The organism is Sediminibacillus massiliensis (genome assembly GCF_900156915.1).
Classification (GTDB): domain Bacteria; phylum Bacillota; class Bacilli; order Bacillales; family Amphibacillaceae; genus Sediminibacillus_A; species Sediminibacillus_A massiliensis.
In genome coordinates this window covers 2354649-2377195 of record NZ_LT732535.1, presented here as the reverse complement: position 1 = coordinate 2377195, position 22547 = coordinate 2354649, and the positions used below count along the sequence as shown (strand labels likewise).

General features: G+C 43.1%; 21 protein-coding genes and 1 pseudogene. 18 read left to right on the top strand and 4 right to left on the bottom strand.

Annotated elements, in window-relative coordinates:
• Window positions 1-57 precede the first annotated feature (57 nt).
• The 9 genes and pseudogenes from rpoE (at window position 58) to CZ434_RS12590 (ending at window position 9730) form a co-directional block, all read left to right on the top strand.
• Window positions 58-660: a DNA-directed RNA polymerase subunit delta gene (gene rpoE / locus CZ434_RS12630; RefSeq protein ID WP_077623472.1), complete on the top strand. Its 603-nt coding sequence runs from the start codon at window positions 58-60 to the stop codon at window positions 658-660.
• Between the two features lie 314 nt (window positions 661-974).
• The gene (locus CZ434_RS12625) at window positions 975-2585 is read left to right on the top strand and encodes a CTP synthase (protein ID WP_077623471.1); all 1611 of its coding nucleotides are present in this window, start codon (window positions 975-977) and stop codon (window positions 2583-2585) included.
• Between the two features lie 195 nt (window positions 2586-2780).
• Window positions 2781-3149, top strand: a complete 369-nt coding sequence (locus CZ434_RS12620; RefSeq protein WP_077625181.1) for a response regulator — start codon at window positions 2781-2783, stop codon at window positions 3147-3149.
• Window positions 3150-3312: 163 nt separating this feature from the next.
• Window positions 3313-4176: a class II fructose-1,6-bisphosphate aldolase gene (gene fba, locus CZ434_RS12615; RefSeq protein ID WP_077623470.1), complete on the top strand. Its 864-nt coding sequence runs from the start codon at window positions 3313-3315 to the stop codon at window positions 4174-4176.
• Window positions 4177-4449: 273 nt separating this feature from the next.
• Window positions 4450-5089 (top strand): annotated as a pseudogene (gene fsa, locus CZ434_RS12610) (fructose-6-phosphate aldolase).
• Window positions 5090-5264: 175 nt separating this feature from the next.
• Window positions 5265-6551 carry a UDP-N-acetylglucosamine 1-carboxyvinyltransferase gene (locus tag CZ434_RS12605; protein WP_077625180.1) on the top strand — a complete coding sequence of 429 codons (1287 nt, stop codon included), beginning with the start codon at window positions 5265-5267 and terminating at the stop codon, window positions 6549-6551.
• Between the two features lie 534 nt (window positions 6552-7085).
• Window positions 7086-8369: a transcription termination factor Rho gene (gene rho, locus CZ434_RS12600; RefSeq protein ID WP_077623469.1), complete on the top strand. Its 1284-nt coding sequence runs from the start codon at window positions 7086-7088 to the stop codon at window positions 8367-8369.
• Window positions 8370-8638: 269 nt separating this feature from the next.
• Window positions 8639-8884 carry a type B 50S ribosomal protein L31 gene (locus CZ434_RS12595; RefSeq protein WP_077623468.1) on the top strand — a complete coding sequence of 82 codons (246 nt, stop codon included), beginning with the start codon at window positions 8639-8641 and terminating at the stop codon, window positions 8882-8884.
• Window positions 8885-9109: 225 nt separating this feature from the next.
• A complete protein-coding gene (locus CZ434_RS12590) occupies window positions 9110-9730 on the top strand; it encodes a thymidine kinase (RefSeq protein WP_077623467.1) in 621 nt (206 codons plus the stop codon).
• A gap of 593 nt (window positions 9731-10323) precedes the next feature.
• On the opposite strand, the gene CZ434_RS12585 is transcribed toward CZ434_RS12590, so the two are convergent.
• Entirely contained in the window at window positions 10324-11301 is a 978-nt protein-coding gene (locus tag CZ434_RS12585; RefSeq protein ID WP_077623466.1) for a ring-cleaving dioxygenase, read from the bottom strand.
• Between the two features lie 629 nt (window positions 11302-11930).
• Here CZ434_RS12585 and CZ434_RS12580 point away from each other — a divergent pair.
• From CZ434_RS12580 to CZ434_RS12570, 3 genes are all read left to right on the top strand, one after another.
• Complete coding sequence (locus tag CZ434_RS12580; RefSeq protein WP_077623465.1) at window positions 11931-12509, top strand: histidine phosphatase family protein; 579 nt, start codon at window positions 11931-11933, stop codon at window positions 12507-12509.
• On the top strand, window positions 12476-12820 hold the full coding sequence (locus CZ434_RS12575; protein ID WP_245830982.1) for a hypothetical protein: 345 nt from the start codon (window positions 12476-12478) through the stop codon (window positions 12818-12820). Before CZ434_RS12580 ends, CZ434_RS12575 begins: the two co-directional genes overlap by 34 nt.
• A gap of 402 nt (window positions 12821-13222) precedes the next feature.
• Window positions 13223-14110, top strand: a complete 888-nt coding sequence (locus tag CZ434_RS12570; protein WP_077623464.1) for a TetR/AcrR family transcriptional regulator — start codon at window positions 13223-13225, stop codon at window positions 14108-14110.
• A gap of 81 nt (window positions 14111-14191) precedes the next feature.
• Here CZ434_RS12570 and CZ434_RS12565 read toward each other — a convergent pair whose 3' ends face one another.
• Genes CZ434_RS12565 through CZ434_RS12555 form a run of 3 tightly spaced genes read right to left on the bottom strand, consistent with a single transcriptional unit; the run spans window position 14192 to window position 16653 of the window.
• Window positions 14192-14842 (bottom strand): TetR/AcrR family transcriptional regulator, encoded by a 651-nt coding sequence (locus CZ434_RS12565; protein ID WP_077623463.1) that lies wholly within the window; start codon window positions 14840-14842, stop codon window positions 14192-14194.
• A gap of 27 nt (window positions 14843-14869) precedes the next feature.
• The gene (locus CZ434_RS12560) at window positions 14870-15931 is read right to left on the bottom strand and encodes an ABC transporter permease (protein ID WP_077623462.1); all 1062 of its coding nucleotides are present in this window, start codon (window positions 15929-15931) and stop codon (window positions 14870-14872) included.
• On the bottom strand, window positions 15928-16653 hold the full coding sequence (locus CZ434_RS12555; protein WP_077623461.1) for an ABC transporter ATP-binding protein: 726 nt from the start codon (window positions 16651-16653) through the stop codon (window positions 15928-15930). The genes CZ434_RS12560 and CZ434_RS12555 overlap by 4 nt, the downstream gene beginning before the upstream one ends.
• Window positions 16654-16833: 180 nt before the next feature.
• On the opposite strand from CZ434_RS12555, the gene CZ434_RS12550 reads away from it, so the two are divergent.
• From CZ434_RS12550 to CZ434_RS12525, 6 genes are all read left to right on the top strand, one after another.
• Window positions 16834-17244 (top strand): hypothetical protein, encoded by a 411-nt coding sequence (locus CZ434_RS12550; protein WP_077623460.1) that lies wholly within the window; start codon window positions 16834-16836, stop codon window positions 17242-17244.
• A 79-nt stretch (window positions 17245-17323) separates the two neighbouring features.
• Window positions 17324-18394, top strand: coding sequence for a peptide chain release factor 1 (gene prfA, locus CZ434_RS12545; protein WP_077625178.1), 1071 nt, complete (start codon window positions 17324-17326; stop codon window positions 18392-18394).
• Window position 18395: 1 nt separating this feature from the next.
• On the top strand, window positions 18396-19262 hold the full coding sequence (gene prmC, locus CZ434_RS12540) for a peptide chain release factor N(5)-glutamine methyltransferase (protein WP_077623459.1): 867 nt from the start codon (window positions 18396-18398) through the stop codon (window positions 19260-19262).
• Window positions 19263-20046: 784 nt separating this feature from the next.
• Window positions 20047-20661, top strand: a complete 615-nt coding sequence (gene spoIIR / locus CZ434_RS12535) for a stage II sporulation protein R (RefSeq protein WP_077623458.1) — start codon at window positions 20047-20049, stop codon at window positions 20659-20661.
• Between the two features lie 86 nt (window positions 20662-20747).
• On the top strand, window positions 20748-21173 hold the full coding sequence (locus CZ434_RS12530) for a hypothetical protein (protein ID WP_077623457.1): 426 nt from the start codon (window positions 20748-20750) through the stop codon (window positions 21171-21173).
• A gap of 336 nt (window positions 21174-21509) precedes the next feature.
• On the top strand, window positions 21510-22544 hold the full coding sequence (locus CZ434_RS12525; protein WP_077623456.1) for an L-threonylcarbamoyladenylate synthase: 1035 nt from the start codon (window positions 21510-21512) through the stop codon (window positions 22542-22544).
• Window positions 22545-22547: the final 3 nt, after the last annotated feature.

The following is a 22547-nucleotide window of genomic DNA, read 5'->3' as shown; positions in this document are numbered from 1 at the left end:
AAACATACATGTGTGTAAAATGAAATCTAATATTTGATATAAAGGGAGTGCTTGACCGTGAGCTTGACAAATTACAGCGAGGAACAAATTGCTGAATTTTCCATGATCGAACTAGCGAACGTAATCCTGAAAGATAAGAAAAAAGCGACAGATTTCAGAGAAGTATTTAATGAAATCGCTGAATTAAAAGGATTCTCCGATGCTCAAAAAGACGAAAGTATTGCTCAATTTTATACGGATTTAAATACTGATGGACGTTTTTTGACTGTTGGTTCCAATCTTTGGGGGTTGAGGGACTGGTATCCATTCGAACAAATTGAAGAGGAAATCCACAATACTCCTAAGAAGAAAAAGAAAAAAGCGGCGAAGAAAAACGAAGATAAATTCGATGACGATTTCGAAGATGAAAATCTGGATGAATTCGATGACGAGGATTTGGACTTGGACGAAGACGTGGACTTGGATGAATTGGATGATAGCGACGATTTCGAAGAAGATGACGACGAGGATGATGATACCCTCGGCAATGACGATGATGCTTACGATGGTGATTTCCGAAGCGATAAGTTAGATGACGAAGACCAGGAAATCGTCGAGGAAGATGTTTCGTACACAGGCGACGAAGATGATGATACTGCCAACGATGACAATTACAATTAAAAAGCGGCTTGACTTTCACGGGCTAAGTGAGTAATATTTTATTTGGGCTCTTTAATTGTTTTACGTAAATAAGGCGTTCCCCTGAACAGGGGAGCGCTTTTCTTGTTTTTATATGAAAAATCAAGCGAGTTCCGGATTTTGAAGAAAATTTCCGGTCGGATTTCTTGTTTTTCTGAATGAGAATACGATAGCATTATCTTTTAAATAATAAATGAAAACTCCCTAAAAAAGTGGTGCTGCTTTTTTCTAAGCTGTGATGAAAGTCTCGTGCATCCATTATATATAACAAAAACATACAGAAAGAGGGAATCAGGGTGACAAAATATATATTCGTAACAGGTGGAGTTGTATCTTCTCTCGGAAAAGGGATTACAGCAGCATCCCTTGGCAGATTGTTAAAGAACAGGGGATTAAATGTAACCATTCAAAAATTCGATCCATATATCAATGTGGATCCGGGTACGATGAGTCCTTATCAACACGGAGAAGTTTTTGTAACGGAAGACGGTGCGGAGACCGATTTGGACCTTGGTCACTATGAGCGTTTCATTGATATTAACTTGAACAAATACAGTAATGTGACTACGGGTAAAATATATTCTACTGTTTTGAAGAAAGAACGCCGCGGCGACTATCTGGGTGGAACGGTGCAAGTCATCCCGCATATTACTAATGAAATCAAAGACAAGGTGTTCCGTGCAGGAGATCAGACAAATGCCGATGTAGTTATAACGGAAATCGGAGGGACTGTCGGAGATATTGAATCCCTTCCATTCCTGGAAGCAATTCGCCAGATCAAAAGTGATATCGGCAGAGACAATGTTATGTATATCCACTGTACGCTGGTTCCTTATCTAAAAGCGGCAGGAGAAATGAAGACAAAGCCGACCCAGCATAGCGTTAAAGAATTGAGGTCACTCGGGATTCAGCCGGATGTGATCGTGCTTCGTACGGAAATGGAAATAAGCCAGGACATGAAAGACAAAATTGCTCTGTTCTGCGATATCGATCCGAAGTCGGTTATCGAAGCAGGGGATGCAGACACCCTTTATCATGTGCCATTGTCTCTGCAGGAGCAAAACTTAGATCAAATCACCTGTGACCACTTTGGCCTGGATTGCCCGCCAGCGGAAATGACAGAGTGGAAGTCGCTGGTCGACCGTGTCTTGAACTTGTCTAAAACCATCACCATCGGCCTGGTAGGAAAGTATGTCGAATTGCCGGATGCTTATATCTCTGTAGTAGAGGCGTTGAAACATGCTGGCTACCAATATGACTCAGATATCCAAGTGAAGTGGGTCAATGCTGAAGAAGTTACCAAAGAAAATATCGCAGCAGAACTGAAAGATGTAGATGGCATTCTCGTACCAGGCGGCTTCGGAGATCGTGGTATCGAAGGGAAGATTGAAGCAATCCGTTATGCCCGTGAAGAAAAAGTTCCATTCCTCGGCATTTGTCTTGGTATGCAGCTGGCTACAGTTGAATTTGCGAGGAATGTACTTGGCTTGGAAGGAGCACACTCTGCAGAAATTGATCCAGGCACACCGCATCCGATCATCGACCTGCTTCCGGAGCAAAAAGATGTATCAGACTTAGGAGGTACACTGCGCCTTGGTGTTTATCCTTGCCGTTTGAAACAAGGCACAAAAACGCGTCAGGCCTATCAGAACGAAGATGTCGTGTATGAAAGACACCGCCACCGTTTTGAATTCAATAACCATTACCGCGAGCAGATGGAAAGCAAAGGTTTCATTTTCTCTGGTACAAGCCCTGACGGCAGATTGATTGAAACGATCGAACTGGACGACCATCCATGGTTCGTAGCCTCTCAGTTCCATCCGGAATTCAAATCACGCCCGACAAGGCCGCAAGAATTGTTCCATGACTTTATCGGAGCTTCTGCTGAACATAAGTCGAATCGATAAATTCCTAATAAAAACGCTGTTCCTTATGACAGGAACAGCGTTTTTTAAACATTTTTCCGACAAATATAGTTGGTATTCGATTATTCCGTGTAAATAGGCAGGAATATCCACATTTTGCTAGAAGATATTTATAGTATTATCATTATCATCTGGACTAATATACACTATTTTATTTTGTGGGAAGGGCTGAGCCATATGAAGAAAACGGTTATGGTAGTAGATGACCAACCGGGGATCCGCATGTTACTGGAAGAAGTTCTGAAAAGAGAGGGGTATGAGATTACGACGGCATCGAATGGAAAAGAAGCATTGGATAAAATTATAGAAAAGAAACCGGACTTATTAATGGTGGATTACAGGCTGCCGATAATGGATGCCAAAGGACTGCTGAACACTCTGCAGGAAAGGGAAATTTACATACCCGCAATATTGATGAGCGGATTGATAGAAGAAATAGAAAGCAGGAGAGATGAATTTCCGATGGTTGAAGAAGTCTTTGCCAAGCCTTTTAACATTGATGATGCGCGTCTCCATGTGAACAGAATTTTACAGCAAAATCGCTAATAAAATTTACATAATTATCGAAATATAAAAAGAAAACGCTAACTACTGACTGTTTTGTTGCACCGACAGATAGGAGTTGGTATTCTTATACTAGTGTCTATTCAAAATCGAATCGACTGCACAAGCAATATCAAAACATAGAAGTTCATAAGGAGGAAATTACATGCCTTTAGTTTCAATGAAAGAAATGCTCGAAGAAGCAAAGAAGAATAACTATGGTGTTGGGCAATTCAACCTTAACAACCTTGAATATGCTCAAGCTATCCTGCAAGCTGCACAAGAGGAAAACTCTCCGGTAATCCTTGGGGTATCCGAAGGCGCAGCAAGATATATGGGCGGATTCAAAGTGGTAGTGAAAATGGTTGAAGCTCTTATGGAAGAATACGGTACTACAGTGCCTGTAGCCATCCATTTGGACCATGGTTCAAGCTTTGAAAAATGTGCGGAAGCAATCCATGCAGGTTTCACTTCTGTAATGATCGACGGATCTCATTACCCGTTAGAAGAAAACATTGCATTGACTAAAAAAGTGGTTGAGCTTGCTCACATCCACGGCGTATCTGTCGAAGCAGAACTTGGCCGTATCGGTGGACAAGAGGATGACTTAGTTGTGGACGATGCAGAAGCTGCTTATGCGATTCCTGCAGAATGTGAACGATTGGTAAATGAAACAGGCGTTGATTGCTTTGCGCCAGCTCTTGGATCTGTTCACGGCCCTTACAAAGGTGAACCGAACCTAGGCTTCGACCGCATGGAAGAAGTATTCAACCTTGTAAACGTGCCATTGGTGCTTCACGGTGGAACTGGTATCCCGACAAAGGATATCCAACGTGCACTTTCCCTTGGAACTTCTAAAATCAACGTAAATACAGAAAACCAAATCGCTCAAGCGAAAAGAGTTCGTGAAGTATTGGCTGAACAGCCTGAACAATACGACCCACGTAAATATCTTGGACCAGGCCGCGACGCTATCAAAGAAACAGTCATCGGCAAAATGCGCGAATTCGGTTCATCCAACAAAGCGTAAAGGCGACCGCAAAGTAACGGCGCTGAATGCACCATTAGTATTCAATATTTTGTATTATAAGAGAAGGAAGCTGTCATCAGGCAGTTTCCTTTTCATACAATTATCCACTTTAGCAAACATAACAATTTATCTTCCAAGACTTGATGATGATAAATTCAGCCACGCTTCAAATGCTTTGGCTGCTTTTGAGCCATCCGGATGCTTCAAAATCATCTTATGCGGGAATTGTATATCAAACGAATTCTGTCCAATCTTTTGAAAGGGGTTGTAAGGATGAAATTTTTCATTGATACGGCCAACTTAGAAGAGGTCAGAGAGGCAAATGCACTCGGGATTCTGGACGGGGTGACAACAACTCCAACCCTTGTTGAAAAAGAAGGCGTTTCCTTACAAGGCAGGCTTAAAGAAATAACCCGTGAAGTGTCAGGCCCAGTCAGTGCTGAGCTGATATCTGAGGATGCAGAAGGAATGGTTGAAGAGGGCAAAGAGCTCGCCGTCATCGCACCAACTATGACGGTTAATGTACCAATGACGATGGAGGGCTTGAAAGCAGTCAAAGCGTTAAGCGAATTAAATATAAAAACGAATGTCACCTTGATTTCTCATGCCGGTCAAGCATTGCTGGCAGCCAGGGCCGGAGCCAGTTATGTTTCGCCTTTTTTGGGGATTATGGAGGATGCCGGATGTAATGGGCTGGAAGTGGTGTCGTCCATTGCGGAGATTTTCGACCGCCACGGAATTGACACGGAAATAATCGCCGCATCGATCAGGCATCCACTCCATGTCAAAGAAGCAGCCTATCATGGCGCCCATATTTCGACAGTGCCATTTAAAGTATTGACTGATGTAGTAGAATCTCCGTTTTCCAACGGGGAATGGTAAAAATTTAGCTGATTGGCGTAAAGAAAATTAGTATTGTTTGGTAAAAATGGTGTAAACTAAGCGGAGATATATTGAATAATTTGGAAGAGCAGGTTCAAAAGGAATCAGGGTACTACGTGTTGATGAGGAATGAGAGAGCTGGGATACAACCCGGAAAGTATTCCTTGAACATCTTTTTGAACAATCTCAAAAGCGAGGAGTTCGAAATGCATAAAATACTTGTTGAAGGCGGCAGATCTCTTAATGGTAAAGTACGAGTCAGCGGAGCGAAAAACAGTGCGGTAGCATTGCTTCCTGCAGCAATTCTTGCAGATTCCAAAGTGATAATCGAAGGATTGCCGCAAATATCTGATGTCGGTATTTTGGGTGATTTATTAGAGGAAATCGGAGGAACGGTATCCTGGAAGGGTCAGACCATCCATATTGATCCAAGCAAGATGGTCGATATGCCTCTGCCAAACGGAAAAGTGAAAAAACTCCGCGCTTCCTACTATTTCATGGGAGCCATGCTCGGAAGATTCAAACAAGCTGCAATCGGACTTCCAGGAGGCTGTCATTTGGGACCGCGTCCGATCGACCAGCATATAAAAGGTTTTGAAGCGCTTGGAGCGAGGGTGACCAATGAACAAGGCGCATTATACCTGCGTGCAGATGAACTAAGGGGAGCACGTATATATTTGGATGTAGTCAGTGTCGGTGCTACCATCAATATCATGCTGGCTGCAGTCAAAGCCAAAGGGAAGACGATTATTGAGAATGCAGCCAAGGAACCGGAAATCATTGATGTAGCAACATTGCTGACAAGTATGGGTGCGAAAATCAAAGGGGCAGGAACGGATGTCATCCGGATTGAAGGCTGTGAAAATCTGTCAGGTTGTACGCATACTATCATCCCGGACCGTATTGAAGCTGGTACTTATACAATCATGGCCGCGGCTCAGGGCGAAAAAGTGCTTATTGATAATGTTATCCCGCAACATCTGGAATCATTGCTGGCAAAACTGCGGGAAATGGGTGTCACCATCGAAGAAGGGGACGAGCAGTTACTTGTCCTGCCTAGTAAACGCCTCAAAAGCGTAGATATTAAAACACTGGTCCATCCAGGATTTCCGACAGACCTTCAACAGCCTTTCACATCGCTTTTAACGAAGGCTGAAGGAACAGGACTGGTGACGGATACGATCTATCAGGCCCGGTTCAAGCATATTGACGAGCTTCGCCGGATGAATGCTCAAATTAAGGTTGAAGGAGGATCGGCAATTGTGTCTGGTCCTGTCCAACTGGAAGGGGCAAAAGTGAAAGCAAGTGACCTCAGGGCAGGCGCAGCCTTGATTGTCGCAGGCTTAATGGCGGATGGTATAACCGAAATAACCGGAATTGAACATATTGATCGTGGCTATGAACAAATCACAGAGAAACTGACTAATTTGGGTGCGAAGATTTGGCGGGAAGAAATGAGCAAGGATGAAGTGGAACAATTTCAAAATTCCTGATTCCCGACAGATTTATTCATGTGCAGAAAATGCGAGGAGTGTCTTTCCGCTTGGCAAGAGTGCTGGACACTCCTCTTTGCATAACAAGCCCAATATGTACAAAATTGTTCTGCCTCCTTTGGAAGGGGATACAATCTTTAAAAGGTTAAATTATCGATTTTAGTTGATTGTTAAAGGCGAAAAAGGTAATATGGAAGAGGTTTAGAAACAAAAATTATTGGATACGATATGTATGTTAGATTTAATAAACTTCTATTCTAGCTTTATGCTTTCCTTCAATTTCTTCTTGGAACGGCTTTTGGCATTAGCCAATGGTGATGATCATCCTGCAGGAATTCCTCTAAAATAAATTCTCGTAAAGCTGTCCCAAAAAGACTTCGCTACAGGAAGTATATTTATCCAACCCATTCATTTACTAAATAATTTAATTCTAAAAGCATTATTGGTATGTCAGGTGAAGTTTGGTTAACCGTGCCTTCATACGCGAGTATTATTTCTATTAAATATATAAAATTAAATAGGTGTGGTGATTTTGTGGCTGAATTGTCTATTTCTAGTTTAGAGTCGCTTACTTTGAAAGGACTCTATGAAAAAGCAAAAGAATACAAAGTTTCCTATTATGCGAAACTTACCAAAAAAGAGCTTATCTTTGCAATTTTAAAAGCGCAGGCAGAAAAAGATGGCTTTTTGTTTATGGATGGAATACTGGAAATCATTCCATCTGAAGGATTCGGGTTTTTACGACCAATTAACTACTCGCCAAGCGCAGAGGATATCTATATATCTGCATCCCAAATCCGTCGGTTCGACCTTCGGAATGGCGACAAAGTCTCTGGGAAGGTCCGTCCTCCTAAAGAAAACGAACGCTACTATGGTTTGCTGCATGTAGACGCCGTCAACGGGGAAGACCCTGAAATCGCAAAGGAAAGAGTCCACTTCCCGGCACTGACTCCGCTTTATCCGGATCGTTTGATGAGCCTGGAAACGGAAACCAAAAAAGTATCGACCAGAATTATCGACTTGATGACTCCTGTCGGTTTCGGGCAGCGCGGTTTGATTGTCGCACCGCCAAAAGCCGGTAAAACAATGCTGTTAAAGCAGATTGCCAACAGCATCTCTGCAAATCATCCTGATACGAAGCTGATTATCCTGCTAGTTGATGAACGGCCTGAAGAAGTGACCGATATCGAGCGGTCCGTACATCCTGATGTCGACGTAGTCAGTTCCACTTTCGATGAGGTTCCTGAAAACCATATTAAAGTATCGGAACTTGTACTTGAACGTGCAATGAGACTGGTCGAACACAAGAAAGATGTCGTGATTTTGATGGATAGTATCACGAGGCTGGCTCGTGCTTATAACCTGGTCATTCCGCCTAGTGGACGTACTTTATCCGGAGGTATCGATCCGGCGGCATTCCACCGGCCGAAACGTTTCTTCGGGGCTGCCAGGAACATTGAAGAGGGCGGCAGCTTTACAATCCTGGCAACGGCGCTTGTCGATACTGGTTCCAGAATGGATGATGTCATCTACGAGGAATTCAAAGGAACAGGCAATATGGAACTGCATTTGGACAGAAGCCTTGCGGAAAGAAGGATTTATCCAGCAATCGACATTCTCAAATCAGGCACAAGAAAAGAAGAACTGCTTGTATCTAAATCCCATTTGGATAAAATTTGGGCGATCAGAAAAACCATGCAGGATTCCCCTGACTTTGTTGAACGTTTCTTGAGAAGGATGAGGGCATCGAAAAATAATGAAGAGTTCTTCCAAAACATGGAGGAAGATATGAAGCGTAAAGGCACTGCAAGAAGGTAGTAAATCCAACTTTTTCACGTCGTACCCGGAGTTAACGGGTATAAAGCCATATGGATCTGATTATGACAGCAAAAATATCCAGCAGTAATCCCGAACTCAGCCTTGCAAACAGTATTTCACACTGTTATAATCAGTCTATGTGAGCTTAGAAAAGGTTGCTTTAGATAAACCTGTCAGGTTTAACATTTAGTGATGCTTTCGAACCCCGCTCGACGGGGCTTACAATAACTCTGTTTCTTAAGGATTCAGGGCAAAAGGAGTGGAAAGACATGAAGGGACAAATTCATCCGGAATACAGAAAAGTAGTATTCCTTGATACAAGCTCTGATTACAAATTTCTTACAGGATCTACTCAGGCATCTGACGAGACAATCGAATGGGAAGATGGCAACACTTACCCATTGATCCGTGTGGAAATTAGTTCAGCTTCTCATCCTTTCTACACTGGCAAACAAAAAGCTGACAAAGCTGGCGGCCGTGTGGATCGTTTCAAGAAAAAATACAATCTTGGTTAATGCACAAAGGACATACAGCTTGTCCGCTTAACCAGCAAAAGATATGTTGAAAAACAGGCAAATTGTCTTACTTTTGCCTGTTTTTTTTCTGTCAGAATTTATAATATGAGGGTTTTTCTTACACACTAATAGGAAACTACTGTTTATATATAAAGCAAACTTTTTTGATAACAAACTTGGTCACTTTTGGACAACTCTTTAAACCTCGAAGGGAGAGACCCGCTTGTGTATGTAATGAAACAAAGTGGATGGGTGGAACTGATTTGTGGTAGCATGTTTTCTGGTAAATCGGAAGAATTGATTCGAAGAGTCCGCCGGGCTACATACGGAAACTTATCGGTAAGGGTTTTTAAACCTGCAATCGATGACAGGTATGCCGAAGAATCAGTTGTATCTCATAATGGCAATTCGATATTGGCCAGACCGGTGGCAAGTTCGGCCGATATATTAAAATACATGGACGAAGACATTGATGTAGTGGGAATTGACGAAGTACAGTTCTTCGATGAAGAGATTGTCGAGATTGTCGATGAGCTGGCTAATCATGGTCACCGTGTCATCGTCGCTGGTTTAGATACAGATTTCCGCGGTGAGCCATTTGGTCCAGTACCAAAGTTAATGGCATTGAGCGAATCAGTCACTAAACTGAACGCCATTTGTCCAGTATGCGGGTCTCCGGCAAGCAGGACACAGCGTTTGATTGATGGCAGGCCTGCATCCTACGATGATCCCGTTATCCTGGTGGGTGCATCTGAATCGTACGAACCACGCTGCCGTCATCACCATGAAGTCCCTAACCGCCCCAGGCAACCGCTAAATTTAAGAACCTCACCAGCAACGAAATAACCAAAAAGGGTTATCCACATGTGGATAACCCTTTTTAAGTAATAAATCATATCCAGTTGTGCACAACTGGTGGATAACCTTGAACAAATACTCACACATCTTTTCGATTCCTCTGTTCATTGAGGTAAACTGCGACATAGTGAGAATTCACCTTAGAGAGATTTTCTCTAATCCTTTACAGGTTGAGTGCTAACCCAGCGCTACGGTAGAATACTCGCTTTCCGCGGGGAACGCTTCAGCCTCCTCGTCAGCAAAAAACGCCAACTGCGGGGTCTTCAGACTGTTCCTTTCCCGCAGGATTTTGAAAAGACCTCCTTGAATTTACACCGCACGCAGAAAATGGAACTTTATTTTCAAGGAGTCTCGCATTTTACCGTAGCGCTGAACTACCACTTCATCCGAAAAGAATGGGAGGAAGTCACTTAAAATTATGTTGCATTTTATATATTTTGCGACTAGTGGAGTAAATGTGCTTTCTTCTGGTGGATGTAATATTTAAGCACATGTAGGGAGGCTGGTTTAAATCTTTATAAAATGCAAAGAAAAACCCGCCATTTTCTGGCGGGTTTCCCGATTGCTTCCGAAAGTGGAGATTATTCTTTTTTGAACTCCTTTGTGCTTCTGACCGTATCTATCGGACGGACCATTTTCTCAATTTGATCCCGTTTTGGCTCTAAAAACGGAGGTAGCGAAAGTTTTTCACCGAGAGTCTCATAAGGCTCATCTCCCATAAAACCAGGTCCGTCGGTTGCCAGTTCGAATAAAATCTGTGGAGCTACCCTGGTATAAAGAGACTTGAAGAAGAAGCGGTCCACATAACCAGATGTTTGCAGTCCAAAACGGTGGTACCATTGATCCCACTGATCTAATTCGGCTTTGTCTTCGACTCGGAATGCCGCGTGGTGCACCGTTCCGAATCCTTGTCTGGCTTGAGGAAGCACCACGTTATGTTCAACAACTACTTGCGCACCATTTCCTCCTTCACCAACCTCGAATAAATGGAAGGAACCTTCCTGGTCTATTTCTTTAAATACGAGCACTTTCTCCATGATTTGCTTGAAATAATCAAAGTCGGCAATCCGTACGAAAATCGGACCAAGGCCGGTGATTGCATATTCCAAAGGAACCGGTCCTTTTTGCCAAGGTTTGCCGGAAGCCACTCCTGCATTATTTTCATCGGAAATCAGTTGATAGTTCTGTTCGTCAAAATCAACGAACGAGAGAGTTTTCTTTCCGAACTGTTCCTTGATGCCGGTGTGTTTTACTTCCAAACGATCAAAGCGATCAACCCAGTAATCGAGCGCAGCATCGCTCGGGACGCGGAAAGATGTCTTGGAAATCTCGTTTGTTCCATGCACACCCTTCGGTATCCCGGGAAAATCGAAGAAAGTCATATCTGTGCCAGGATTGCCTTCATCATCAGCGAAGAAGAGGTGATATGTTTGAATGTCATCCTGGTTGACCGTTTTTTTAACAAGACGCATGCCGAGTACATATGTGAAGAATTCATAGTTCTTTTCTGCACTGCTGGTAATAGCAGTGACATGGTGAATACCTTTTAATGGATTCATGTCAATTCCTCCTTGTGAATATGACTATTATTCTCTAATCAAAGTGATTTATTTTCGTTTCAAGGACAATCTCGAAAACTGTCTTAGACTTAAAATTACTCCACACAGCCAAAATACTGATTGTGAGCATAATATATAAACTGCGAACTAACTTTCTTTAGCAAGACTTCCTCCCATCTGAATAAGTCGGGTGCTACACAACCGCTGCCGCAGAACACTTCGCTTTTCGCTGGCACGGCCTCAGCCTCCTCATCAGCAAAGTACGCTTCTTGTGGGGCTTTGGACGCGTGGGACTGCGGTTACTCGCCCCATCGAAGACCTTTGCTGCCCCCGGAAAGGGAGTGTTTTTCCGCAGCGCCGGGTTAGCATTCAACTAAATCAGGATAGCAAGAAGCAACACCAAAGTAGAATTGTCACTATGTCGCAGTTCCCCTCAACTGCAGAGTGTTGAAAAGGGTGAAAGTTTTATTAGGAAGATAAATTAATATCTTTAATTCAAGATAAATGTAGCATGGACGTCTGACTCTTGTCAATGATTGTGGGTTGGAAGCGCCGAGACTGTTGAAATTGAGTGTAACAAAATTCCATATAATGCTAAACTGGAATTAGCATTAATACGGAGGAATATCATGTCTACAAACATCTATTTTATTCGCCATGCCCACTCCCGCTATACACCGGATGAATTGGGCAGGCCGTTGTCTGAGGATGGCTGGAGAGACGCAGACAGAATCATAGAACATATGAAGAATGAGTCGATTGACCACATTTTATCCAGTCCTTATAAAAGAGCCATCCAAACTGTGTCCGGACTTGCGGAAGCAAATAACAAAAAGATCGAGATTGTGGATGGATTCAAAGAAAGAAAGCTGACGGAAGGAAGCCATGATAATTTTGAGGAAGCGATCAAAGCAGTCTGGAATGATCCGGATTTCGCATGGGAAGGCGGCGAATCAAATAATGTCGCTCAGCGAAGAGGGATCCGGGCATTAGAGGATGTGTTGAAAAAATATCACGGAAAGAATGTTGCAATCGGAACTCACGGGAATATCATGGTGCTGATAATGAATTATTATGACCGGCAGTTCGATTATCACTTTTGGAGACAACTATCGATGCCGGATATATACAAGCTCAATTTTGAAGACGGCAAGTACATGGGAGGTGAAAGAGTTTGGAACATAAAGAACAAGAAAGAGAGCATATGAAGTTTCTTCCGCTAAGGATTATATTGGAATTGTTGCGCATATGTTTTATTTTTCTGCTTCTTGGTGGCTTGATATGGCAGTTGATTGGCGGGCTGTACACAATCAACAGTCCCACCGCCCAATACTCCTGGCTTGCCGGACTGGGTGTGCTATTGTTGCTGTTTGTTGTGTATCGGAACAGGTGGCAGTTTAGTGGTTGGTACAAAGGGGAGGAACGGGTCAGGCTTTCCAAACGAGTCTCCCTGTCTTTAATTGTCATTTCTGTTTTTTTACTAGTGGCTCCTTTTATTGTTGGAACCCTTTACAGTTAAGTTGAAAAAAAGGTGTATCTTTCAAAAGAGGATACACCTTTCATACATTTAGCGAGCTTTTTTCGTAAACTTAGAAACGACTTCATATACAATTGGTACGATTACTAGTGTCAAAATAGTTGAACTGGTAGGACCACCAATTACTGTTACACCGAGTTTTGGAGTCAGTGGAGGTAGTGACTGCCTAGTCATTAAATAAAATAATATAACGGATTAGTCACTATATTGCAATCAACCAATTGAAGGTATTTACGACGAAAAAGCAAATGTAAAACAATAACTGGACGACTTTATCCTTTTCTTAAAGGGAAAAATGAGTTATTCTAAAGGGAATTAACATATGATATCTGTATATATAAAAAATGACTAAATGGTCAAGATTATTTTGAAGGTTGTGAAATAATGAATCAAAAGAAAGAAAAAATTATTACAACTGCCATTGAGTTGTTTGCGGAAAAAGGATTTTACACTACTTCAATCCAGGAGATCGCCCGGAAAAGTGATGTCTCAAAGGGAGCATTTTATCTTCATTTTCACTCTAAAGACGAACTGCTACTTGAAATTTTCAAGTATTATTACAGTTTGATGAACGAAAAAATCAACCGGGCACATGATGCAACTTTGTCTACAAGGGAAAATTTCATCAGGCAGATAGAAGTGCAAATAGGAGAAATCCTGAAGCATTCCAGCTTTATTATTACGCAATTGAGAGAACAAGCGATAACCCTTAACAAGGACTTGTTTGATTTTATAAGATATAAAGAAATAGAATTGCATAAATGGTATGAAGGTATTTTGAAGGAATTATATGGTGAAGATATCGAACCATATACGATGGACGCCATCATTATGTTTGAGGGAATAAAAAACAGTTATTTGCAAGCGATCATCCAAGGCTCTATTCATGTAGACACTCATAAGCTTGCTGCTTTTGCGGTCAGTAGACTAGATGATCTAGTATTCCAGCTGTTAAGCAAACAAGAACAACCGATGATTACAGAGAAGCAAATGAGAAGTTCGTACACCGACCTGGCTTCACCGGAAGAGGCGATAAAGAAAGAGGTAGCTGCAGAGTTGATTGAAATGCAAAAGCTATTACATGACTTGGATTTTGGTGAGGACAAAGCGAACGAACTGCAAGGGGTTTTGGACTTTTTGCTTGCTGAAGTGAAGAAACAAGAGTCCAAGAAGTTCGTCATTCAAGGAATGCTGGCCAATTTTAAAGGAATCCAAGAATTTGATAAGCATCGCAAATGGATTTCTCAAAAACTGGATGTAAGGTTGTTGTAGTTCTCTTTAGATTCAGAGGCAATAGTATGAAGAAGACCGGGCTTTAATTAGCTCGGTCTTTTCATATTTCATGGCAGACATTCACTTCCCGATCCCGTTCATGATAAATTTCACAATCGCTTCGACTTCGGCGTCTTCGTCCAAATCCTGGATTTCCGGAAGCAAAACGAAACGGGATACGAACTGTGCGCCGACAAAGCTGATAAGCATCCGCTTCAGCCTGTCGATCGGAATGTCTGCAAGTTCTCCGCGTGCTTGGAAACGTTGCAATACATTGGTTAGCCGGCTGCCGATGCTCTCTGATAGATGGGGGAAAAGCTCTTTTCTCAATTCTTCATTATAGAGAAACTCTTTGACTACCACTTGGAAGACTTCTTTGTTCTCTTTGATAAAGGCTATCCGGTTTTTGATCAGCGCTCTGACAAAGTCTTCAAAAGATGCTTCCTCCGACATAATCTCTTGAAATACATCTTCTGCCATCACTGGCACCCACTCTTTCAGGAATGGAAGAATGACAGAAAGCAATAAATTATCTTTGGTGCCGAAATGGCGGAAGATAGTCCCTTCAGCCACGCCGGCAGCCTGTGCTATTTCACTGGTAGATGTATTGGAATACCCTTTTTCGGCAAATATCCTTATGGCTGCTTCTACGATTTTTTGCTGTTTATCTGTTTGTTTTTTCGAAAGCTTCGTCCGGGCGATCATAACGTCGAGTAAATTTTGTTCTGACAAACCATACCACTTCCTTTACTGTTTCCATTATAACCGACGGTACTTTTTCAAAGCGAATATATTGAGAGTGATGAAAACTGCGGCAAAGCCGGCCAAAGCGAGAATATTGACAGTCATCTCACTCAAAGGAAGTCCCTTATACATAATTCCCTTCAATGCTTCTGCTCCATAATACAACGGCATGATTTTTGCCAGGCCTTGCAGCCAGTCAGCCATACCTTCCATCGGAATAATGCCGGAGAAAAACACTTGTGGAATGACGACCACCGGGATGAACTGGACCATTTGGAACTCCGAAGAGGCAAAAGTGGAAAGCAGGGTTCCCAGCGACAGAGCCACTAAGGCAAGAAGCAAGTTGATCAAAAGTACATTCCATATGGAACCAACAAGGACGACATCCAAAATGACAACAGAATAACTTACAACAATAATCGTCTGGATGATGGCAAAAATCCCGTACCCGATCAAATAAGCAGTGACGATTTCCTCTCTTTTGATCGGAGTAGCCATCAATCGGTCCAATGTGCCTGTCGTTCGCTCCTTTAATAGTCCGATTCCAGAGATAAGAAAAACGAAAAAGAAAACAAAAAATCCAATTAAAATAGGGCTCAGGACATCAAAAAACGCTGTCTCGCTGCTTCCATATACGTAATCGGCTGTAAAGTCAGGCTGCTGCTGTCCGGAGCGGGAAGCATTCTGTTCTGCCATCCTGGCCTGAAGTTGCATAGCTGTTGTTTGCTTTACCTTCATTAACAAGCCTTGAGCAGCTGTGGGGTCGCTGTTTTGAAGGGTCAGATTAAATTCCCCATTTTCGACTTGCAGCAACCCTTGCAAATCATCCTCTGCAACCGTCTTTGCCGGATCTGTGACTTGGTTGTATTCGACTATGTTAATGTCCGCTTCTTCCAAGGATGGAATCAAGTCATTCGCAGCGCTTGTAACGCCCAAAGCGGGTTCTTCTGTCTCCCCATTAAAAAAGAAATACATAAGTGTCAAGACGAGTAGCGGGGCAAGAAACAGTAAGGCCAGAGTCCTTTTATCCCGAAACATCTCCATGCAAATCCTTCGAATCAATGCACTTGTTCTCATGATTTCTCCCTCCCTGCATACAAGAATACTTCGTCAAACGTTTCGGCCTGATAAGTGTCTTTGAGTTGTTGTGGGGTTCCGTTTACCAGTACCGCACCATCTCTTATCATGGCTATTTGGTCACATTTTTCCGCTTCATCCATAACATGGGTGGTGATGATAACCGTTTTTCCTTGCTCCTTTTTTAAACGCAACAACTCGTTCCAAATGCTCTTTTTCAAGGCAGGGTCGATTCCGACTGTCGGTTCATCCAGAATAAGGATTTCGGGGTTTTGAATGAGGGCGATGGCAAGGGAAAGCCGCCGCTTCATCCCCCCGGAGTAGGCGGAAACCCTTTTATTTAATTCCTCAGTCAAATTCACCAAGTTTGCCGTGTATGCGATGCGTTCTCTTTGTTCATCTTTAGATAACTTGAAAAGAGAAGCGAAGAAGGTGAGATTCTCTTTGCCGGTAAGCTCTGTATAAAGGGCGTCGGATTGAGCCATGTAACCAATTTGCTGAAGGATATTCAGATTTGGCATTTGCTCGCCGAGCACATGAATCGAGCCGCTGTCGGGACTGTCCATCCCGACAATTAGTTTGATCAATGTTGTTTTACCAGCACCCGACGGACCGATAAAACCATGGATTTTTCCTTTCTCAACTTTCAGGTCAATTGTTTGCAACACTGCCTTTTTCCCGAAGCTTTTGCTGACATTTTCCACCACAATGCTGTTCGTCATAAAAAGACCTCCTGATATAAAAGTGAGTAGTTACTCACTAAATCATCACGCATTTTTGGGATGAAGTCAAGGGGGAAAGTGAGTGGACACTTTCATTTTTTATATTCCTCCTAAATTTGCTGTCATAGTTTTGGAACTGTCGAGGAAAGCTAGAGAAAAGGAAAATGGGAGGTTGACGGAATGCAGAAACGTTGGATGCTTTTGCTAATTGCCACATTAACCATTACGATCGCAGGGTGTGCAGGGAATACACCGGGACCCCAGGGGCAGGGGGAACCGCAAGATGGGGAGTTTGAAACAACAGAAGAAGGGTATCTTCAAATCGGAAATGAAAACCGCCGTATCATAGATCGAAATGGAGAAAGAAACGTCAACGATCAAGGCGAGGAGCATAAAGCGATCAGGCAGACGGCGGAAAGCGCAGCAGACATTAGAGTGGAGGATATCCGGTTTGATGGCAGCAGGGCAAGAGTGGGAATACTGGTTCAGGAACAAATCAATTCGGAGGAAAGAATGGCTCTGATCAACCGGGTAAGAACCGCGCTGCAAAGAGAATTCCCGGAATATAATTTTCAAGTTGCAATCCAGTAACAAGTCCCCTGAAGCTTTTTTTGACGGGGTTTTTCTCCTGTACTATAATTAGACTGTTAAGGAGAAAGAGGTGGAAGCTGTGTTAGATCGACTGCAATCATTGGAAGATCGATATGATAAGCTGAACGAATTGCTAAGTGACCCGGAAGTCATCAGTGATTCCAAGAAATTAAGAGAATACTCGAAGGAACAATCTGACTTGGAAGATATCATCCAAGCCTACCGTGAATATAAAGACAAAAGCTCTCAATTGAAAGATGCGAAAGAAATGTTGGAAGAAGAGTCAGATGCCGAGATGCAGGAAATGGCCAAAATGGAGGTCAGTGAACTGTCTGAACGCATCGAGGAATTGGAAGAAGAATTGAAAATCCTTCTGCTTCCAAAAGACCCGAACGATGACAAGAACGTTATCATGGAAATCAGGGGAGCTGCCGGCGGCGATGAAGCCGCGCTGTTTGCCGGTGACTTGTATCGCATGTATTCCCGTTTTGCGGAAACAGAAGGATGGAAAATGGATGTGATGGAAGCCAATACGACAGGTGTAGGCGGTTATAAAGAGATCATTTTCATGATTAACGGACAGGGTGCGTACTCTAAGTTGAAGTATGAGAATGGCGCCCATCGCGTACAGCGTGTTCCGGAAACAGAATCAGGCGGAAGGATTCACACATCTACTGCAACGGTAGTCGTTATGCCGGAAGCGGAAGAAGTGGAAATCGACATCCATGAGAAAGATATCCGTGTCGATACGTTTGCCTCCAGCGGACCCGGGGGCCAAAGTGTCAACACGACGATGTCTGCTGTTCGGTTGACACACATGCCTACAGGAATCGTCGTTTCCATGCAGGATGAAAAATCCCAAATCAAAAATAAAGAAAAAGCGATGAAAGTATTGCGTGCCCGTGTTTATGATAAGTTCCAACAAGAGGCACAGGCCGAGTACGATGAAACAAGAAAAACAGCTGTAGGTTCCGGAGACCGTTCAGAACGGATCCGTACGTACAATTTTCCTCAAAACCGTGTTACCGACCATCGCATCGGCTTGACGATCCAGAAGCTCGATCAAATCCTGGAAGGAAAGATTGGCGAAGTAATCGATGCGTTGATGATGGAAGAGCAAACCAAAAAACTAGAACAGATCGGTGAATGATATGACTGAAACACGACCAACTTTCCATGAAGCCCTCAACCGGGCTTCTCTTTTTTTAGAGGAGAAGAATCGGGAGCCAAGAGTAGCCGAGCTGCTCTTACTTCATCATGCCGCAATGTCCAAGGCTGATTTTCTGAGCTCTTTGAGAAAGCCTGTGCCTGAAGAAGTGTACAGAGCATTTGATCAGAGTGTGAGAAACCATGCTAAATCCGGTGTGCCTGTACAGCATTTGATCGGTACAGAAAACTTCTATGGCCGGGAGTTTATCGTTAATCAGGACGTATTGATTCCGAGACCGGAAACGGAAGAACTAGTCATGGGTGTACTTGAACACATTGACAAACTGGAGGTTGAAAGGCCTGGTGTCATCGATGTTGGAACTGGAAGCGGAATAATTGCTGTCACCCTGAAACTGGAACACCCTGGAGTTGATATGACAGCAACCGATATTTCAGACAATGCTTTGATCGTAGCGAAACAAAACGCTGCCCAGTTGGGAGCGGACATACATTTTAGCCAGGGGGATTTTTTGCAGCCCGCAATAGACGCTCAGCGTAGTTTCGACGTGATTGTTTCCAATCCTCCTTATATTCCCTATGAAGAAGCAGACGAGCTGGACGATACGGTAAAGAACTTTGATCCGGAAATGGCCCTTTTCGCTGAAGACAATGGCCTTGCAGCATACAAAAAAATACTGTCACAGGCTGTTCAAGTGTTAAAAAGCGGAGGATTGATTGCATTTGAAATCGGCCATCAACAAGGCCCGCAAGTTGCTGAATTAATCCGCCGTCGATTCCCTGAAAGCAGTGTAGAAGTGAGAAAAGACATCAACCGAAAAGACCGAATGGTATTTGCCAAACTCCCTTGAACATACTTTGTGAGTGAGGCCAGAACCTGCACTTTCGAAAACATAATAGGTATGCGAGGTGGATTGCGAATTAGTAAAAATTTGTCTTAGTGATACTTCCTCTAATCCTTTACAGTCTGAGTGCCAAACCGACGCTGCGAAAAAATACTCGCTTTCCGTGGGAAACGCTTTAGCTTCCTTGAAAATACAAATCGATTTTCTGCGTGCGATGTCTCGCTGTCGAAGCGTTACTTATCCTCGGTGCAAAAAGCGCCCCTGCGGGATCTTCAGACTGTTCCTTTCCCACTGGAGTCTCGCATTTTTTCTTCGCTTGGAATGGTATTCTGTTTAAAGTAAGAAGAGATGTCAGTTTAAGCATTATAAGAGCTTTTTCCACTTAAAATGCAGAACATCTCAACAAGCGGAGGCAGAACACGCAGACTCCTGTGGGAACAGCGAAAGGTCTTCGATGGGGCGAGTAACCACAGTCCCACGAGTCCGAAGACCCCGAGATATGGGCCTGCGTCTTCCAGTTAAGATTCGTAGCAAATTCCTCGGCCCAAGGGAGCAAAGTTGCTTATCCAAGTAGTCCCCTGGCTGAGGCCGTGCCCGCGGAAAGCGAAGTGTTCTGCCGTAGCGGAGTGTATAGCATCGACTTGATCAGGATGGAAGAAAGCCATGATAAAGTTAGTTCACAGTTTTTGTCTATTGTTTAATGGCCCTAATTGAAAAAAAAATAGATTGCCAGTTTAAAAGGAAGCCCTCCTGCCCATACTGTTCCTAAGAGAAGAAGGGGGCAGGAACAATGCGAAATTATTTTATTTATTTTATGATATTTTTAGCCATTCTGGGAGCTTTCCCTACACCCGGACTAGGAATCGACAATAAGCAGGAAGAAGATAATTTTCAAGTAATCCCGGATGAGGCAATCCGCCTGCGCATCCTTGCCAACAGTGACAATGAAGCAGATCAGAAGTTGAAACGGGAAATCCGCGACAGGGTTAATGAGAAAATCACCGTCTGGGTCGAGAAAATCGATGATATAGACGAAGCAAGACAATTGATTCAAGATCGGTTAGAAGAAATTGAATCAACAGTAGGCGAAGTCCTGAAAGAAAAAGGGATCGATCAGTCGTATCAAGTGGAATATGACAAGCATATTAACTTCCCTGCCAAGGTATATGGTTCCTATGTTTACCCGGCAGGCGAGTATGAAGCTATCCTTATCACTCTTGGCAGTGGAAAAGGAGCCAACTGGTGGTGTGTATTGTTCCCGCCGCTATGTTTCTTGGATTTTTCCAATGGCACTAGTGTTTCGGCAGAAGAACAAGAGCAAGAACAAGATCAGGAAGACAAGGAAAAGGATAAGGACGAAGATGAAGTGAAAGTCAAATTTTTCTTTTTGGAATGGTTTAGTTAATCTATCATAATTCTCCCTATCACACATACGATAGAATATAAAGAAGAAGCATAGAGCGCAATCCAAATGATAGGGAGAGAGCGGTTATGAAGCTTGTCAAAACCTTGGATGTTGAGGAAAATGTACTGCGGGAGTTTTTCGATGGGAAATGGGAAGAAATCAGCAATCAACAGTCTTTGAAGAAATTCGGGTATCTAGTGAAGTATCAGGATGAGTATAAAGGTTTTTTTGCTTTATCACCGGTGGAAAATAACAGTTATTGGTTAAAAAGTTTGTATATTAAAGATGGTGTGCCGGCATCCTTCCCACTAGCTGTCTTAGAATCTGCGATAGCACTTGCGAAGGAACAAGCCGGAAACTCTTTATTTATCCACAGTCACCAATCTGTACTGGACACACTTCTTTCCTTGTTGAAGTTCGAGTCTTCAGATATCCCCAAATTTGCTGAATATTTTACCTTGAAACAGGGCCAGTGGTGGATAAAACAACTCGATACCTCTGTTTACCATTAAAGAGCTGTGGGTAAAGTTAATTTTATCCACCACTTGTGGATATCTTGTTGGTAACTTGTGAAAAGGATGTTAGTAAGATAGTTACTCAGATGAAAGAGCAAAAAAGTCACCCTTGAATACCTCCGTAATCTCAGGGTGGTTTTTCTTATAAATAAATGGTTTACTTTAACCCCTGCATTATTGGTACAGCAGGGGTTATATTCCATGTAAGCGGGTTACATTAAGTAAGGAATGAAAACGGAAGCATAAAAATAGCAAAATAATAAGAATAATCACATAATGTGGATAACTTGTTGATAAATCATCATTTTGTCTAATCGTAAAGGAGTAATCATAGTGGTAGAAACAAAGGTATGGAAAATAGAAGCAGTGGAAGACAGCAGAGAAGCTATCAACGAAGCTGCAGCTCTACTGAAACAGCAGCAGACAGTCGCCTTCCCGACCGAAACGGTTTATGGATTGGGGGCTGATGCTACCAAAGAGGAAGCTGTCGATAAGATTTTTCAAGCCAAAGGGCGCCCTTCCGATAACCCTTTGATCGTCCATGTTGGCAATGCCGGTCAGATTGAAAAATATGTAGCAGAGATTCCGGAAATTGCGGATAAGTTATTAAAAGCATTCACACCAGGTCCCCTGACCCTCATTTTAAAGAGCAACGGAACTATCGCCAATAATGTGACAGCAGGCTTATCAACACTGGGAATCCGCATACCGGACCACCCCGTTGCGAGGATGCTTTTAGAAACTTGCAAGCTCCCGGTTGCAGCTCCAAGCGCCAACAAGTCAGGAAGGCCTAGTCCGACCAGTGCCTCCCATGTGTATGAAGACTTGAATGGCAGGATAGCCGGTTTGATCGACGGTGGTATAACGGGAGTCGGTGTCGAATCGACCGTCGTTGATTGTACGAGTGAGATGCCGATGATTCTTCGTCCCGGTGGTATTACAAAAGAACAATTAGAGGAGGTGCTTGGTCCGGTGATGGTCGACCCTGCCCTTGCCAAAGAGGGGGAAAAGCCGAAGTCCCCAGGGATGAAATATACGCATTATGCTCCGGAAGCCCCTTTATGGCTAGTGGAAGGCGATTCTGCTCATTTACAGGCGCAAATTGAAAATTGTAAAAGTGCAGGCTATAAAACGGGAGTGATCGTAAGCCGTGAAACCGCAACGGAAATCGAGGCGGAAAATGTGAAAATCTGCGGTTCCCATGCAAATTTGAAGGAAGTGGCTGTTCATTTATATGATACCCTGCGTGCTTTCAAAAAGTCAGATGTGGATATCATCCTCTGCGAAACATTTTCTGAGACAGGTGTAGGCGAAGCTATCATGAATCGTCTTAACAAAGCTGCGGTCAAGAAAATCAACCAACTGTAAGAA

Bases quoted from the DNA above. Each gene is read 5' to 3' on its own strand.
- CZ434_RS12620 (WP_077625181.1), top strand. From the start codon at position 2,781: ATGAAGAAAACGGTTATGGTAGTAGATGACCAACCGGGGATCCGCATG.
- fba (WP_077623470.1), top strand. From the start codon at position 3,313: ATGCCTTTAGTTTCAATGAAAGAAATGCTCGAAGAAGCAAAGAAGAAT.
- CZ434_RS12605 (WP_077625180.1), top strand. From the start codon at position 5,265: ATGCATAAAATACTTGTTGAAGGCGGCAGATCTCTTAATGGTAAAGTA.
- CZ434_RS12595 (WP_077623468.1), top strand. From the start codon at position 8,639: ATGAAGGGACAAATTCATCCGGAATACAGAAAAGTAGTATTCCTTGAT.
- CZ434_RS12585 (WP_077623466.1), bottom strand. From the start codon at position 11,301: ATGAATCCATTAAAAGGTATTCACCATGTCACTGCTATTACCAGCAGT.
- CZ434_RS12580 (WP_077623465.1), top strand. From the start codon at position 11,931: ATGTCTACAAACATCTATTTTATTCGCCATGCCCACTCCCGCTATACA.
- CZ434_RS12570 (WP_077623464.1), top strand. From the start codon at position 13,223: ATGAATCAAAAGAAAGAAAAAATTATTACAACTGCCATTGAGTTGTTT.
- CZ434_RS12560 (WP_077623462.1), bottom strand. From the start codon at position 15,931: ATGAGAACAAGTGCATTGATTCGAAGGATTTGCATGGAGATGTTTCGG.
- CZ434_RS12555 (WP_077623461.1), bottom strand. From the start codon at position 16,653: ATGACGAACAGCATTGTGGTGGAAAATGTCAGCAAAAGCTTCGGGAAA.
- CZ434_RS12550 (WP_077623460.1), top strand. From the start codon at position 16,834: ATGCAGAAACGTTGGATGCTTTTGCTAATTGCCACATTAACCATTACG.
- prmC (WP_077623459.1), top strand. From the start codon at position 18,396: ATGACTGAAACACGACCAACTTTCCATGAAGCCCTCAACCGGGCTTCT.
- spoIIR (WP_077623458.1), top strand. From the start codon at position 20,047: ATGCGAAATTATTTTATTTATTTTATGATATTTTTAGCCATTCTGGGA.
- CZ434_RS12530 (WP_077623457.1), top strand. From the start codon at position 20,748: ATGAAGCTTGTCAAAACCTTGGATGTTGAGGAAAATGTACTGCGGGAG.